The organism is Amycolatopsis sp. NPDC003865 (assembly GCF_053605345.1).
Genome location: NZ_JBSGJA010000004.1, coordinates 520,076 through 534,059 on the forward strand (window position 1 = coordinate 520,076; position 13,984 = coordinate 534,059).

The 13,984-nt window shown below is 71.5% G+C and carries 10 protein-coding genes; 4 read left to right on the top strand and 6 right to left on the bottom strand.

Features of this window, described 5'->3' with window-relative positions:
* Positions 1-11: 11 nt before the first annotated feature.
* Positions 12-1,583, bottom strand: coding sequence for an alkaline phosphatase D family protein (locus ACWEVP_RS14035; protein ID WP_452062921.1), 1,572 nt, complete (start codon positions 1,581-1,583; stop codon positions 12-14).
* 26 nt (positions 1,584-1,609) lie between these two features.
* Positions 1,610-2,266, bottom strand: a complete 657-nt coding sequence (locus ACWEVP_RS14040) for an SH3 domain-containing protein (protein ID WP_452062922.1) — start codon at positions 2,264-2,266, stop codon at positions 1,610-1,612.
* Positions 2,267-2,378: 112 nt separating this feature from the next.
* Between ACWEVP_RS14040 and ACWEVP_RS14045 the strand changes: the two genes are divergently transcribed.
* The 3 genes from ACWEVP_RS14045 to ACWEVP_RS14055 all read left to right on the top strand — a co-directional run bounded on the left by ACWEVP_RS14045 (position 2,379) and on the right by ACWEVP_RS14055 (position 8,078).
* Positions 2,379-5,261, top strand: a complete 2,883-nt coding sequence (locus ACWEVP_RS14045) for a BTAD domain-containing putative transcriptional regulator (RefSeq protein ID WP_452062923.1) — start codon at positions 2,379-2,381, stop codon at positions 5,259-5,261.
* A 108-nt stretch (positions 5,262-5,369) separates the two neighbouring features.
* Positions 5,370-6,584 carry a hypothetical protein gene (locus ACWEVP_RS14050; RefSeq protein ID WP_452062924.1) on the top strand — a complete coding sequence of 405 codons (1,215 nt, stop codon included), beginning with the start codon at positions 5,370-5,372 and terminating at the stop codon, positions 6,582-6,584.
* 258 nt (positions 6,585-6,842) lie between these two features.
* Positions 6,843-8,078 carry a glycoside hydrolase family 88 protein gene (locus ACWEVP_RS14055; RefSeq protein WP_452062925.1) on the top strand — a complete coding sequence of 412 codons (1,236 nt, stop codon included), beginning with the start codon at positions 6,843-6,845 and terminating at the stop codon, positions 8,076-8,078.
* Positions 8,079-8,104: 26 nt separating this feature from the next.
* Here ACWEVP_RS14055 and ACWEVP_RS14060 read toward each other — a convergent pair whose 3' ends face one another.
* The gene (locus ACWEVP_RS14060) at positions 8,105-8,557 is read right to left on the bottom strand and encodes a DUF4396 domain-containing protein (protein WP_452062926.1); all 453 of its coding nucleotides are present in this window, start codon (positions 8,555-8,557) and stop codon (positions 8,105-8,107) included.
* Between the two features lie 253 nt (positions 8,558-8,810).
* On the opposite strand from ACWEVP_RS14060, the gene ACWEVP_RS14065 reads away from it, so the two are divergent.
* Positions 8,811-9,827 (top strand): autoinducer 2 ABC transporter substrate-binding protein, encoded by a 1,017-nt coding sequence (locus ACWEVP_RS14065; RefSeq protein WP_452062927.1) that lies wholly within the window; start codon positions 8,811-8,813, stop codon positions 9,825-9,827.
* A gap of 1 nt (position 9,828) precedes the next feature.
* On the opposite strand, the gene ACWEVP_RS14070 is transcribed toward ACWEVP_RS14065, so the two are convergent.
* From ACWEVP_RS14070 to ACWEVP_RS14080, 3 genes are all read right to left on the bottom strand, one after another.
* Positions 9,829-11,391, bottom strand: coding sequence for an esterase-like activity of phytase family protein (locus tag ACWEVP_RS14070; RefSeq protein WP_452062928.1), 1,563 nt, complete (start codon positions 11,389-11,391; stop codon positions 9,829-9,831).
* 93 nt (positions 11,392-11,484) lie between these two features.
* Positions 11,485-12,753, bottom strand: coding sequence for a DUF6923 family protein (locus ACWEVP_RS14075; protein ID WP_452062929.1), 1,269 nt, complete (start codon positions 12,751-12,753; stop codon positions 11,485-11,487).
* Positions 12,750-13,514, bottom strand: coding sequence for a bestrophin-like domain (locus ACWEVP_RS14080; RefSeq protein ID WP_452062930.1), 765 nt, complete (start codon positions 13,512-13,514; stop codon positions 12,750-12,752). Before ACWEVP_RS14080 ends, ACWEVP_RS14075 begins: the two co-directional genes overlap by 4 nt.
* Between the last annotated feature and the right edge of the window lie 470 nt (positions 13,515-13,984).

Genomic DNA, 13,984 nt, shown 5'->3' on the forward strand with positions numbered 1-13,984 from the left:
GCGCCCCCGCCTCAGACCTGCTGGAGCCCAGGCGTCCCCGCTTGCACTACGTAGCTGCGGTCGTTCTTGATCACGACCGACGCCGGGTCGTAGACGCTGGTGTCGGACGTCGTCATGAAGTCCGCCCGCGTCTGCGACGGCGTGGTCGTGACGCGGACGTAGCCGCGCTCGCCCTTGCAGTACTTGACGTGCGGGTTGTTCGCGTACCAGGTCGAGCTCGGCGCGGTCGCGGTGTCGCTGTTGCTCGTGACCGACGTCGTGACCAGCTCGGAGCCGATGATTGGGTCGCTGTGGTCGAAGTAGTCCAGCCGCAGGTCGGCCGCCCAGTGCCGGTGGACGTCGCCGGTGAGCACGACCGGGTTGGCGACCTTGCGGTCGACCCAGCCCTGCTGGATGCGGTTCCGGGACGCCTCGTAGCCCTGCCAGGAGTCGGGGCTTTCGCAGGTGGCCTTGTTGCCGTCGCCGTCGCGGGTGGCGAAGAAGACCTGCTGGCCGAGGAAGTCCCACGTGGCCGGGTGCGATTCGAACTGCTTGAGCAGCCAGGCTTCCTCGGTGCTGCCGAGGATGCTGCGCGAGGTGCTGCGCATGTCCGTGCAGGCCGGGCCGGCGTCACCGGACGGGTCGGCGACCTGGGCGCTGCGGTATTGCCGCGTGTCGAGCATGTGGAAGCGGGCCAGGTTGCCCCAGAGGAACTGGCGGTACAGCTGGATCGACGAGCCGTTCGGCTTGGCCGTGGAGCGGATCGGGGTGTTCTCGTAGAAGGCCTGGAACCCGGCGGCCTTGCGCGCGGCCGAAGCCGGCGAAGTGGTGCCGTTCCAGTTGTTCATCACCTCGTGGTCGTCGAACACCACGATCCACGGCGCGATCGCGTGCGCGGCCTGCAGGTCGGCGTCGGTCTTGTGCTGGGCGTGCCGGGCGCGGTACTGCGCGAGCGTGGTCACGTCCTCGGTGAAGGCCAGGCTGCGCGGGTTGCGTTCCTGCGCGGTGCGGCCCGACTTCTTCTCGTAGATGTAGTCGCCGAGGAACAGCACCAGGTCCGGGTCGTCGGCCACGATCCCCTTGTACGCGTGGTAGTAGCCCTCCTCCCAGTGCTGGCAGGAGCTGAAGCAGTACTTGAGCTGGTTGACCGCGGCCCCGGCGGCGGGCGCGGTGCGCGTCCGCCCGACCGGCGAGAGGTAGCCGCCGGCCTTGAAGCGGTAGAAGTACTCCCGCGCGGGCTGCAGGCCCACGGGTTCGATGTGGACGCTGTGCGCGGCCGACCGGACCGCATCCACCGAGCCGCTCTGCACGATCGAGGTGAACGCCTGGTCGTTCGCGATCTCCCAGCCGACCGGGTAGGTCGCGTCCGGCATGCCGCCGAAACCGTCGGGGTTGAGCGGCGCCGGCGCGAGTCTCGTCCACAGCACCACGCTGTCGGGGAGCGGATCGCCGGAGGCGACGCCGAGCTGGAAGGGGTCGTGGATCGTCGGGGCGGCCGCGGCCGTGCGGGCGTTCGCCCAGGACGGCAGCGCGGCCGACGCCGCGGTGGCGGTGACCGCGGCGAGCCCGCCGAGCAGCACCTTGCGCCGGGTGAGGTCGACCATGTCGGAATGCCTTTCGGGAGACGCGGTCAGGCCGCGAAGTCGGTGATGCCGTCGCTGCAGGACAGCAGCGCGGGCTTGGCGGTGGTGTAGTTGGCGACGCAGACCTTGTAGAAGACCCAGCCGCCGTGCGGGACGCTCACGGCCTTGTCCACCGAGGAGCCCTCGCCGCCGGAGTTCCAGACGTAGAACGGCCCGGCGCCGCCCTTGAGCCAGTAGGCGACGACGGCGGAGTAGCCGTCGGCGTTCTTGTCGTAGACGAGGAAGTGCGAGTCGGACGAGCGGTACGTCGCCTCACCCGCACAGGCGTCGGCGCACTGCCCGCTGCCCGAGCCGACCCCGCAGTCGGGCGCGATCCGCTGGTCGGAACCGGTGTAGACGTAGGTGTCCGAGATGTACCCGCCGAGCGCGGGCACGTAGTCCCACAACGTGCCCGTGCCGTAAGTCCCGGTCACCGACGTGCCGGTGATCTGGCAGTCGATGGTGACGGACGCGCCGTTCGCGACGGTCTTGACGGCCGTGGCGCTCGCGGTGGGCGCCCGGCGGACGTTGAGGGGGTCGCCCGCGGTCTTCACGGTGCCGGTCGCGACGGCCGACGCTTCGAGCGCGCCGCCCACCGCGAGCGCGCCCACTGTCGCGAGCACGACCCCTAAGCCGGCCATACGCCGGAGGTTCGAACGCTTCATGGCGGGAGCGTGACCGGGGCTCGTACACGACTCGTACAAACCGCCCGCGGGCCTGCCCAGACACTCCGAATGGATCTAGCCCGTGGGGTCGAACGGGCCATAGCATCCCCTTATGGGGGAACTCATCGGGCAGGTTGAGACCACCTCGCTTACCATCCGCGTCCTCGGACCGCTGGAGGTCACCGCTTCCGGGCGGGTGATCCCGCTCGGCGGGCCGAAGCCCCGGCTGCTGCTGGCCGCGCTGGCGCTGCAGCCGAACGTCGTCGTGTCCGCCGACGTGCTGGTCGAGGTGCTGTGGCCCGAATCGGCGCCGCGGTCGGCGGCGGCGAACATCCGCACGTACGTCCATTCGCTCCGAAGACGGTTCGCCGAGATCGACCCCGACCTGGGCGAGCGGATCAGCAGCCGCGCTTCCGGCTACCTGCTGACCGCGTCGCCCGAAGAACTGGACCACCTCGCCTTCACGGCCTTGGCCGGCGACGCGCAGGAAGCGCTCGACCGCGCCGACGCCGAGAGCGCTCTCAAGCTCCTCGACCGGGCCGACGCCCTGTGGCGCGGCGAAGTCCTCGAAGGACTGCCGCACGACCACAGCTGGGGCGCGACCGTCGCCCGGCTCGCCGAGCTCCGCCTGTCCGTCCAGGAACAGCGCCTGCGGGCGCGGATCGACCTCGGCCGCTGCGGCGAGGCCGTCGCCGAGCTGCGCGGGCTGGTCACCGAGCACCCGCTGCGCGAAGAGCTGTGGGCGCAGCTGATCGTCGCGTTGCGCGCGGCCGGGCGGACCGCGGACGCCATCGAGGCGTACGAATCCGCCGAGCGCGTCCTGCGCGAAGAGCTCGCCGCCGAACCCGGCGCGCGGCTGCGCGAACTACGGGCGACTTTGGTCTCCGAAACGGCGCCCGCCGCCGTGCGCGCCGCGGAGTTCGTCCCGGTCTGCCAGCTGCCGCTCGACCTGCCGGACTTCACCGGCCGCGACGACGTGCTCCGCGAGGTCGTCGGCCTGCTGCGCGAGCGCGCGGACTCGGGCACCCCGGCCGTCGTCGTGCTCTCCGGCGCGCCCGGCGTCGGGAAGTCGGCGGTCGCCGTGCGGGTCGCGCACGCGGTCCGCGACGACTTCCCCGACGGGCAGCTGCACGTCGACCTGGCCGGCACGTCGTCGTCGCCGCGCGCGCCGATGGGCGTGCTCGGCGAACTGCTGCGCGCGCTGGGCATCCCGGACGCCGGCCTGCCGCGGGAACCGGCGGAACGCTCGGCGCTGCTGCGGTCGCGGCTGGCCGGGCGGCGGATGTGCATCGTGCTCGACGACGCCGGCAGCGCCGCCCAGGTCCGGCCGCTGCTGCCGGGCGCCGGGGCGTGCGCGGTGCTCGTGACCAGCCGCATCCGGCTGCCGGGGCTGGCCGGGGCGACGCCGGTCGACGTCGACCTGCTGCCCGAGGCCGAGGCCGCGCGCCTGCTGGAGGGCATCGTCGGCGCCGAACGGGTGGCCGCCGAACCCGAGAGCGCGGCGGCGATCCTGCGCCAGTGCGGGCACCTGCCGCTGGCGATCCGGGTGGCGGGCGCGAAGCTGACGCACCGGCCGGGCTGGACGCTGCGGCTGCTGGCCGACCGGCTGCGCGACGAGCACCGGCGGCTCGACGAGCTGCGCGTCGGCGACCTCGCCGTCCGCGCGAGCGTGACGCTGTCCTACGACCTGCTGCCGATGTCGGCGGCGACGGCGTTCCGGGGGCTCGGCCTGCTGGGGCCGGTCCAGTTCCCGGCGTGGGCGGTCGCGGCGGTGCTGGGCCGCCGGGACGCCGAAGACGTCCTGGACGTCTTGGTCGACGGCCACCTCGTCGAGCTCGTCGGCTCCGATCCGGCCGGGCAGCCGCGCTACCGGCTGCACGACCTGCTGCGCGTCTACGCCGTGGAACTGGCGGAGCAGAGCGACGCGGCGAAGACGCGCGCGGCGCTTCGGCGGGTGCTCACCGGGTACCTCGCGCTGGCGCTGGAAGCCGCGCGGCGGATGCCGTTGCACTTCTTCGGCATGTACCGCGACGAAGAGCTGCCGCTGCCGGAGGTGCCCGCGGACGTGCTGCCGGACGACCCGGCCGCGTGGTTCGCGGCCGAGCGGCACACCAGCGTCGCGGCGGTCTCACTGGCCGCTTCCCACGGCTTCGACGACCTCGCGTGGCAGCTGGCGTCGGCGCTGACGCCGTACTTCGACCTCCGTGGTCACCAGGACGACTGGCACAGCACGCACACGATCGCGCTGGAAGCGGCCCGCCGGACGGGGTCCTTGCGCGCGGAGGCGATCGTGCAGCGCAACCTCGGGCAGTACCTGCTCTACCAGGACGAGTACGTCGAATCGCGGGTGGCGTTCGAGGAGTCGAAGGCGCTGTTCGAGCGGATCGGCGACGCCCAGGGCGTGGCGATCGCGCTGACCGGGCTGGCCACGATCCTGCGCATCGACGGCGAGGACGGCCTCGCGCTCGACCACTGCCACGAGGCGCTGAAGCTGTTCGCGGAGGAAGGCGACCCGAACGGCGAAGCGGTGGCGAGGCTGGGCGCGGGCGCGGTCTGGATGTCGCGAGGCTGCTACGCGGCGGCGAAGCGCTGGTTCACCGACGCGCTGGAGCTGTCGGCGGCGATCGGCGACCGCCACCGCGAGGCCCACGCGTACAAGCGGCTGGGGTTGCTGTTCCAGCACCAGGGTAACCTGGCGGCGGCCCGCGAGCACGTCGACCAGGCGATCGCGATCTTCACCGAGCTGGGCGACGACCACTGCGTGGGCTACGCCAACCAGAACCTCGGGGAGCTGTGCCTGCACAGCGGCGACTTCGCGCACGCGCAGCTGTTGCTGATGAACTCGCTGTCGGTGCACCGCCGCAACGGCGACCGGCGGTCGGAGGCCGAGGTTTCCCAGCTGCTGGGTGAGCTGCACCGGGCGCTTTCGCAGCCGGAGCGGTCCCGGGACTACTCGGAGCGGGCTTTGGCCATCTGGCGGGAGCTTTCGGCCTGACCCCGGCGAGCGGCACAAGGGCCCGGCTTCTGCTTGTACGGATCATGTACGCCACCCCGTCAGTCTTTCGCCACGTTCGAGTGAACGAGTGCGAGAGGAGAACCGGGGATGATCCGGATCAAGAAGGCCGGCCGCGTGACCGCGGCGGTTCTGGCCGCCGGGGCGGTGACGGCGCTGGCCGGAGCCCCCGCCCAGGCCGCGACCGGCGCGAGCTGGACCGCCAATCTGTCCACTGTGGACAGCGATGACGTCAACGTCACCGGCGCGGGCGGGACGCTGACCCTGGCCGACGCCGCGTGGCACAGAACCGCGCGGGTGTTCGCCGGCAGCGAAGGCAGCCTCATCACCACCGAGCACGCGCTCGGCACGCCGGCGAACCGCGTCGACGCGCAGCTGACCGCCGACACGCCGAAGGGCACCTCGGTCGAGGTCGACGTCCGCGGCCGCACCGGCGGCGACGACTGGACCGAGTGGACGCCCGCCGGGACGGCGTTCAAGAGCGCCGTCAGCTCCGTGCAGGTGCGCGTCGGCCTGCACAGCGACACCGACGGCGTCCGCCCGTCGGTCCGCGGTCTCTCGCTGAGCGCCGAAAGCACCCCGCAGGTGAACGCGCTCGACGCCACGGCCGCCTTGACCTACAAGGTCTACGGGACCCGCGAAGGCCTCGTCGGGGGCACCACCGCCAACGGCCACGTCATCACCAGCCACGACCACTTCGTCTCCTTCCCCTCCGGGAAGTCCGTGTCCCCCAAGGGAACGGGCAACTACACCGCCCGCGTGTGCCGCACCGACGGCAGCCGCTGCGAGTACGCGCCGGTGTGGGAGATCGGCCCGTGGAACGAGCGGGACGACTACTGGAACCCGGCGTCGGTCCGCTCGGAGTTCAAGGACCTGCCGCAGGGCACGCCCGAAGCGCAGGCCGCGTACCTGCAGGGCTACAACAACAAGAAGGACGACTCCGGCCGCACGGTGCAGAATCCGGCGGGCATCGACCTCGCCGACGGCGTGTTCTGGGACGGCCTCGGCATGTCCGACAACGGCTACGTGAACGTCACCTACCTGTGGACCGGCACCGGCCCGACCGGCACGGTGAAGACCGCCGGCGACCCGATGAACGTCCGGGCGAGCGCCAGCACCTCGGCCGCCATCAAGGGGCTCGCGGCGAACTACGCCAAGGTGACCATCGAGTGCTACGTCGACGGCGACAGCGTCACCGGCACGTTCGGCACCAGCACCATCTGGGACCGGATCGGCCCCGGCCACTACGTGTCGGACACCTACCTGCAGACCGGCTCCGACCTCCCGGTCGCGCCGCACTGCTGAACCGCGGCTCGAGCGAGCCCCAGGACGTCGCGAGGTTGACTGCCCTCATCCCGCGATGACGCGAAGGCCCGGCGTCCCCCGCCGGGCCTTCGCCCTTTCGCGCGGCCGGTACGTGTTCCACCACAATGCGAATATCCCGCCCATCGGGACATGAATTCACAACCTTGAACGATTATCCGCCGGGTGTACAAGCGCCAGTCCGTTGTGGAAAACTTCCGGGAACCTGGAGCATTTCCCCACACGGAATGGCGGTCACCTGTGAGCGTTACCCGGAGAACCCTGCTGACCACCGCGGCCGGTGCCGCGGTGGCGGCGAGCACCAGCCTCCCGACGGTCGCTTCGGCGACTGCCCTCGATGCCTCCGACCAGGCATCGGTCACCCGGACGCTCCGCCAAGCGGCCGACTACGCGGTGGCCAAGCTCCGCGCGGTGGCGCCCGGCGTCACCGCGTTTCCGGTCGGCACGAAGTTCGAGAAATGGACCTATTCGCAGAATGGCGACTGGGTCGGCGGATTCTGGCCCGGCCAGTTGTGGCTCGCCTGGCTGCACAGCGGTGACGAACAATTCAAGACCCTCGCGCTGGCGTCCGCGGAGAAACTGGCGCCGCGGCAGAACGACACGAGCACGCACGACCTCGGATTCCTGTTCTCCCCATCGTGGGTGACCGCGTACCGGCTCACCGGCGACGAGAAGTGGCGGGCGGGTGCGGTGCAGGCCGCGTCGTCGCTGATCAAGCGGTACAACCCGGCCGGGAAGTTCATCCGCGCCTGGGGCGCGCTGACCGATCCGAACAACGCGGGCCGCGTCATCATGGACACGATGATGAACCTGGACCTGCTGGCGTTCGCGAGCAAGCAGACAGGCGACCCGCAGTACCTCGAGATCGCCGTCGCGCACGCGAAGACCGCGCAGAAGAACTTCGTCCGCCCGGACGGGTCCACCCCGCACGTCTTCGACTTCGACCCGGTCACCGGCGCGCCGGTCGGGCCGAACACGGTGCAGGGCTACAGCCCCACGTCGTGCTGGTCGCGGGGCCAGGCGTGGGGGATCTACGGCTTCACGACGATCCACCGCCGCACCGGGGACGCGGAGTTCCTGACGACGGCCCGGCGCCTGGCGGACTTCGCGCTGTCGCACCTGACGCCGGACCACGTGCCGGTGTGGGACTACCTCGCGCCGCAGGCACCGAACGACGTCAAGGACGCCTCGGCCGGGGTGATCATGGCGTGCGGCCTGCTCGACCTCGCCGAGATCACGCACCGCGCGCAGTACCGCGACGGCGCGCTGCGGATCCTCTCGGCGGTTTCGCAGACGTGCTTGACGACGAAGTCGACCCGGGCGGAGGCGAGCGTCGCGCGCTGCACCCGCAACCGGCCGGCCGAGGACGGCATCGAGGTGTCGCTCCCCTACGCCGACTACTACCTGCTGGAAGGCATCCTGCGGGTGCTCGACCGGCCGAAGGTCGACCGCGCCGTCGACCTGTCGCACGTCTGACCCACCGGGGAGGCCGCCACCTCCCCCTAGTGGTGGTGCGCGTGCACCTTCGCGTGGCCGAGACCGCGCCCGATCATCCACTTGTTCACCGGCACGGTGACGACGAACGCGACCGCCAGCGAGAGCGCCAGCGCCAGCCAGAACAGGAAGCTGGCCAGGCCCGCGTCCATCGCCCCGGGGATCGCCACGACGACCGTGTTGTCGATCAGCTCCATGACGGCGATCGACACGGTGTCCGCGGCCAGCGCGACCTTGAACGCGGCCGCCGCGGACAACCCCGACTTCAGCACGCCGCGCATGGTCAGGCCGTAGCCGAAGACGAACGCGAGCACGATCGACAGGACGACGGTCGCGGCGTTGTGCAGGCCGAACGCCGTGCCGAGCACCATGCCGAGCACCTCACCGATCGCACAGCCGGTCAGGCAGTGCAGGGTCGCCTGGATCGCTGTCGCCCACGAAGCTCCGTGCTGTTCGTCCATACCGGCGACTATACCCCCAGGGGGTAACTTCGCGCTGTCGCCCACCCCACAGGCGACCCACCGTGGGAGCCGGTGTCGCTCAGCGTGACCGACACCGCCGGACCAGCGAACTTCCGCCAAAAATCCACGAGGTAGAACTCACTTCCGTAACCCTTTGCGCACATCCCGTTGACCACCGTTACGCGGGGCCCTACCTTCCCCCTTGGTCTCCACCGTGCGCAGACCGATCGGAAGTCCTGAGGAATGGGTGGGGATGCGAGGGCCGACGAAGACGTTCCGGCTGGTCGCGACGCTGCTGCTGGGTGCGGCGCTCGCGCTCGGGGGCTGCTCGGAACAGCTGGGCGCCGAGCCCGCGTCGGCGCCGACGCGGATCGCGTTCGTGCCGAAGGTCGAGGGCATCCCGTACTTCCAGGCCATGAACACCGGCGGCCTCGAAGCGGCCAAGCAGCTCGGCGTGGAGTGGTCCACGGTCGGCCCCAAGACCGTCGACCCCGACGCCCAGACCGCCATCGTGCGCGACCTGATCGCCAAGAAGGTCGACGTCATCGTCGTCGCGCCGAACGACCCGGCCGCGCTGGCGCCGGCGATCGCCGAGGCCCGGGCGAAGGGCATCCACGTGCTGACCTCGGACACCGACGCGCCGGGCACGCAGCGCGAGGTGTTCGTCAACCAGGCCAGCGCCGAGGGGATCGGCGCCGCGCTCACCGACGCGCTGATGAAGCGGACCGGCGGCACCGGCGAGTACGCGATCGTCTCGTGCGGGCCGGCGGCGGCGAACCTCAACACCTGGATCGCGGTCCAGAAGGAGTACGCGGCCAAGAACTACCCGAAGGCCCAGCTCGTCGAGACGCTGTACGCGGGTGAGGACCAGGACACCGCGACGACCCTCGCCAAGGAGCTGATGGTGCGCCACCCGGCCCTCACCGGCCTGGTCGGCGAGTGCACGACCTCCGCGCCCGGCGTCGCGAAGGCCGTGCGCGAGCAGCAGAAGATCGGGCAGGTGTTCACCGTCGGCGTCGGGACGCCGCAGGCGATCAAGCCGTACCTGCTCGACGGCTCGTGCTCGCAGTCGGTGCTGTGGAACGTCGAGTCGCTGGGCTACCTGACCGCGTGGACGGCGAAGCAGGTCGCCGACGGCAAGCCGCTCCAGCCGGTCAACAAGGTGAGCCTGGAGTTGCCGGCGGTGAAGTACGACGCCGCGTCGAAGACCGTCCTGCTGGGCGATCCGCTGCTCATCACCGCCGACAACGTCGACCAGTTCAAGTACTGAGCTACCGGACGTCGATCGTCACCGTCGCCGTGCTCGTAGCCGCCGGCAGCTTCGTCGTGTCGACCGCGAGGTACTCGCCGTCGTCCTGACGGCCGTCCGGCAGCGTCTTCGGGTGCAGCGCGTAGGGCGGCGCCGCGTTCGTGACGCCGTCGATGCCGAAGTCGTTGTCGTTGCCGATCACGAGCGTGCGGCCGCCGTCGGTGGTCGCGACGCCTTCGACCTTGTCGTGGCCGAAGAAGCCGCCGCTCGGGTCCAGGCCGGTGACCAGGGCGCCGAGGTCGAGGTACAGCTTCTTGCGCACCGGGGTGATCCCGGCGGCGGCGAGGTCCTTCGTCGCGTCGGCGGTGGTGTCCTTGCCGACGTAGGCGTCGATGCTCTTGCCGCCGATCAGCACGCCGCCCTTGACGGCGTCGTAGCCCGCCGCCCGCGGGCCGACGTCGGTGGCGCCGGTCAGGTCGATCTCGTACAGCTTCTTGAACGCGCCCGGTTCCGGCTTGCCGTCGCGCTCGTCGACGAGGAAGCGCGTGGCCGAGAGCGCGGTGATCTCGCTGACCGCGGTGCCCGTGGTGTCCGGGTCGTCGAGCAGGTAGAGGTACTCGTGGGTGGCGCGCGTGCGCAGGTCGACGGTGACGATCCGCAGCGTGGTGACGTTGCCCGGCTTCTTCGTCAGGTCGGGCTGCTGCAGCGCGGACTGCATGATCCCGACGAGCGTGCGGCCGTCCGGGGTCAGCGCGAGGCCTTCCATACCCTTGTTCGGCACGCGGTACTTCAGCTCGGCCGGCAGCGAACCGTCGTAGGGCGAGAGGCGCTCGATCGCGCGGCCGTCGCGGCCGAAGCGGGTGATGAACGGGCCGTACTCGTCGGAGACCCAGAAGGTGCCGTCCTTCTGCGCGACGAGGCCTTCGGAGTCGTAGCCGTGCACGGACTTCGGCAGGACGTTCCCGTTCAGGTCGACGATCTTCTCGCCGGTGTCGGCGAGCGGACTGACCTGGCCGTTGTACGGGGTGCCGTCCGCGGCGCGCAGCGGGATGGTCCGCTCCAGCACGGCTTTCCCGCCGCGGAGCCGGAACTTCCCGATGGCCGGGGTGAAGGCGGGCAGTGGTTCGATCTTGCCACCGCCGGGCGCGTCGACGTTCGGGCCGCGGTCGGTGAGGCCGTAGAACTCGTCCTTCTTGCCGGGGACCGGGGTGAGCGCGGAGCCGTACGCGCCGCCCTTGATCTCCACGCCGCCGATCGTGGCGAGGGGTTCCAGCCCGGTCGGGAACAGCTTCACGGCGTCGGAGACGGTGTAGGTGAAGGAATCCCGGCCGGTGAAGCCGGGGGCGGGGGTGTAGCGGAGGGTGCCGTCGGCGCCGAGGTCGACGGTCCCGTGCGCGGCGGCGGTGTGCCGGACGACGGCGGTGCCCCGGTCGTTGCGGAGCACGTCCGCGGTCAGCGTCCGCCCGGCGTGGGTGCGGAGGTGGTCGTGCCCGGCCCGGGGCCCGTGGTCGTGCGCCTCCGCCGGCCCGGCGGCCAGTGGCCAGGCCAGCACCCCGGCGACCAGGGCGATCGTTACCCGCTTCATCCCGTTTCTCCTCCTCCGGCGCGTGGACCCGCGCCGGAGGAGGAGTCTCCGTGGCCGAAGTGGACGGTGGACGGCTTCGAGAAGGCCGGGACGTTAACGGTGCCGGCGGACATGGCCCACCGCCGCGCCGCTGCCCAGGACCAGGATCAACGCCGTCACGCCCCAGCGGCGTTTCTCCTGCGTGCGGACTCCCGTGTCCTGGGCCACCGGCTCCGGCTTCTCCGTCGGCTGCGCGTGCCGCTTCGACGGCGCTGGGGGCGGCGGCAGCTCGACGGCCTTCGGCGCCGGAGCCGCGGCCGATGTCGGGGTCGGAGTGGGCGTCGGGGTCGGCGTCACCACCGCCGGCTGCTCCACCGGGGGCGGCCGCGACGGCGGCGGGGGCTCCGGCGTGGGCGTCGGCGTCGGCGTGGGCGTCGGCGGAGTCGAAGACGGCGTGGGAACCGGCGACTCCGAGCTGGTCGTGGGCGGCGGCGGAGCCTCCTGGGTGAAGCACCCCGCGGCGTCCCCGCTCACCAAGGCCGGCCCCGTCGACACCTCGACCGCCGGGCCCGAGCCGTCCCGCGGCAATCCGTACGTCACGCTCCGGCGCCCGGCCCGGTTGGCCGTCGCGTAGATCGTGTCCGGCGCCAGCACCACCGATCCGTACGCTCCCCCGTCCGGGAACCGCGGTCCCGGCACCACCGCGACCTTCCCCGTCTCCGGGTCCACCGTCACCACCGAGCCGTCCCCGCGCGAAGTCGCCGACACCCCGTACAGCACCCCGGAAGCCGGGTCGTACGCGAAATCGTCCACGCCCACCGCGAGCGACACCGGCCGCAGCGCCGTCCGGTGCACCACGCGCACGTAGTCCGCCGACGCCGGATCGATGTCCACTGTGTACAGATCGCTGCCCTGCCGCACGTACCAGCGGTTGCCGGCGATCGCGCCCGCCGTCGCACCCGTGACCTGGCTCCACACCGGACGCCGCGCGCCCGCGCGGCCGACCACCCCGAGGTCGGTCACCGACCCCGACGCGTCGATCCGCACCGCGTGCGCGCCGTGGTCGTAGCGGCCTTGGCGGGTTCCGTCCGCGACGCCGTACACGACTCCCTGCGAGGCCGAATACCCCATCGCGTTGATCCAGTAGCCGGCCTGCGTCAGGCGTTTCGTGGTGCCGTCGGGCAGGGACAGCAGCCGCAACGTCGTCGGCGCGCCGTCGCGTTCGTTCTCCGCCTGCAGGACCGTGCAGGCGGCCGGGTCCTGGGCCGCCGGACGGCGAGCCGACGACGAGGGCGGTGCGAGCCAGCCTGTCGCCGCCAGCACCGCCGAGACCGCCGCCGCCACGCCGAGCATCGCCGCCCAGCGGGCCCGCGCGCCGGTCAAACCAGCCGGTCCAGCGCGCTGGTGAACGCCTCCGACGGCACCTTCGCGCCCCCGCTGAACGGGTTCTGCAGCTGGTAGATCGCGAACAGCAGCAACGTGATCGTGCCGGCCAGCGTCGAGACGATGATGACGTGCGCCGCCAGCCGCGTGCCGCCGAACAGGTTGGGCAGCAGGATCGCGGTGATCAGGCTGCCGAGGATCAGCGCGAACCAGACGACCGCGCCGACCCCGCCGCCGCCCGCGTTGTTCAGCCGCTGCGTGCGGGCCTGGTAGACCGACCAGAGCTGGTTGCTCGCCTCGGTCTTGCGGTCGATCTGCCAGTCGCCGTCGACGTCGGCGGCCGCGACGGCCTGGCGCATCTGGTCCAGCTCCGTCCAGCCCGTGGCGGGGATCTCCCCGCCGTCGACCAGCCGCGGCCACTCCTGCTCCTCGACGGTGCGCGCGTAGGCGACGGCGAGCTGGTGCACGCGGTCCTTCGCCTCGGCCGGCAGCGCGTCGGCCGCCCACGTCGCCGCGACCAGGCTGTCCGCTTCGGTCTGCGCGTCCTGGCTCGCCGAGCCGACCGAGTCGAACAGCGAGATCAGCACGAACGCGACCAGCACCGCGTGCAGCCCGCCGACGATGGTGAACACCTGGCCCGCCGCGTCGTTGTTGTCGGGCCGCCCCTCGTCCCAGCCGAACCGGCGGACCAGGTACGCGATCACGCCTCCGACGAGGGCCGCGCCGGCCACCCAGAGCCCGCCGGCCACGAAGATGTTCATCCAGGTCCTTTCCCACCCGGCGCATTCACGCCGGGATGGTCAAGTTAGTGCACCCATTTCCGGGCCGACAACCGGGTATTCTTCGATTCATCCGAGTGGCCTCACCCTGGCCGCGGTAATCGCCGGTTCGGCGCAGTTCACCGCCGCTCCGGCCGCCGGCGCCGCTCCCCGGAGCGACCGGGAAATCCCCTTGATGTGCGGGAACTTCCCGACCGGGTGACGCGCGCGAACGGCGCGTGACGACCGGGGCGAACTCGGTGCCCGAAATGGCCGAGTGTCGACCAGGTGATTTCCACGGGGGACACGATCGTGTCATTGTGCGCGCGGAGTCCGTTGCTATGTTGATTCCTCGTTGCAACCGGTTTCCGAATGATGGGGTGGTTTTCGCTGTGACCGTCACCGACCCGGTGGACACCGACCAGGCACCGCTGAGCCTCGGCCGGGCCGCGGCCCGCACCCTGGCCACCACG

What these genes read in the sequence shown, in the direction of transcription:
- ACWEVP_RS14050 (WP_452062924.1), top strand. Translation starts at nt 5,370, where the DNA reads ATGATCCGGATCAAGAAGGCCGGCCGCGTGACCGCGGCGGTTCTGGCC.
- ACWEVP_RS14070 (WP_452062928.1), bottom strand. Translation starts at nt 11,391, where the DNA reads ATGAAGCGGGTAACGATCGCCCTGGTCGCCGGGGTGCTGGCCTGGCCA.
- ACWEVP_RS14065 (WP_452062927.1), top strand. Translation starts at nt 8,811, where the DNA reads ATGCGAGGGCCGACGAAGACGTTCCGGCTGGTCGCGACGCTGCTGCTG.
- ACWEVP_RS14080 (WP_452062930.1), bottom strand. Translation starts at nt 13,514, where the DNA reads ATGAACATCTTCGTGGCCGGCGGGCTCTGGGTGGCCGGCGCGGCCCTC.
- ACWEVP_RS14035 (WP_452062921.1), bottom strand. Translation starts at nt 1,583, where the DNA reads ATGGTCGACCTCACCCGGCGCAAGGTGCTGCTCGGCGGGCTCGCCGCG.
- ACWEVP_RS14060 (WP_452062926.1), bottom strand. Translation starts at nt 8,557, where the DNA reads ATGGACGAACAGCACGGAGCTTCGTGGGCGACAGCGATCCAGGCGACC.
- ACWEVP_RS14040 (WP_452062922.1), bottom strand. Translation starts at nt 2,266, where the DNA reads ATGAAGCGTTCGAACCTCCGGCGTATGGCCGGCTTAGGGGTCGTGCTC.
- ACWEVP_RS14045 (WP_452062923.1), top strand. Translation starts at nt 2,379, where the DNA reads ATGGGGGAACTCATCGGGCAGGTTGAGACCACCTCGCTTACCATCCGC.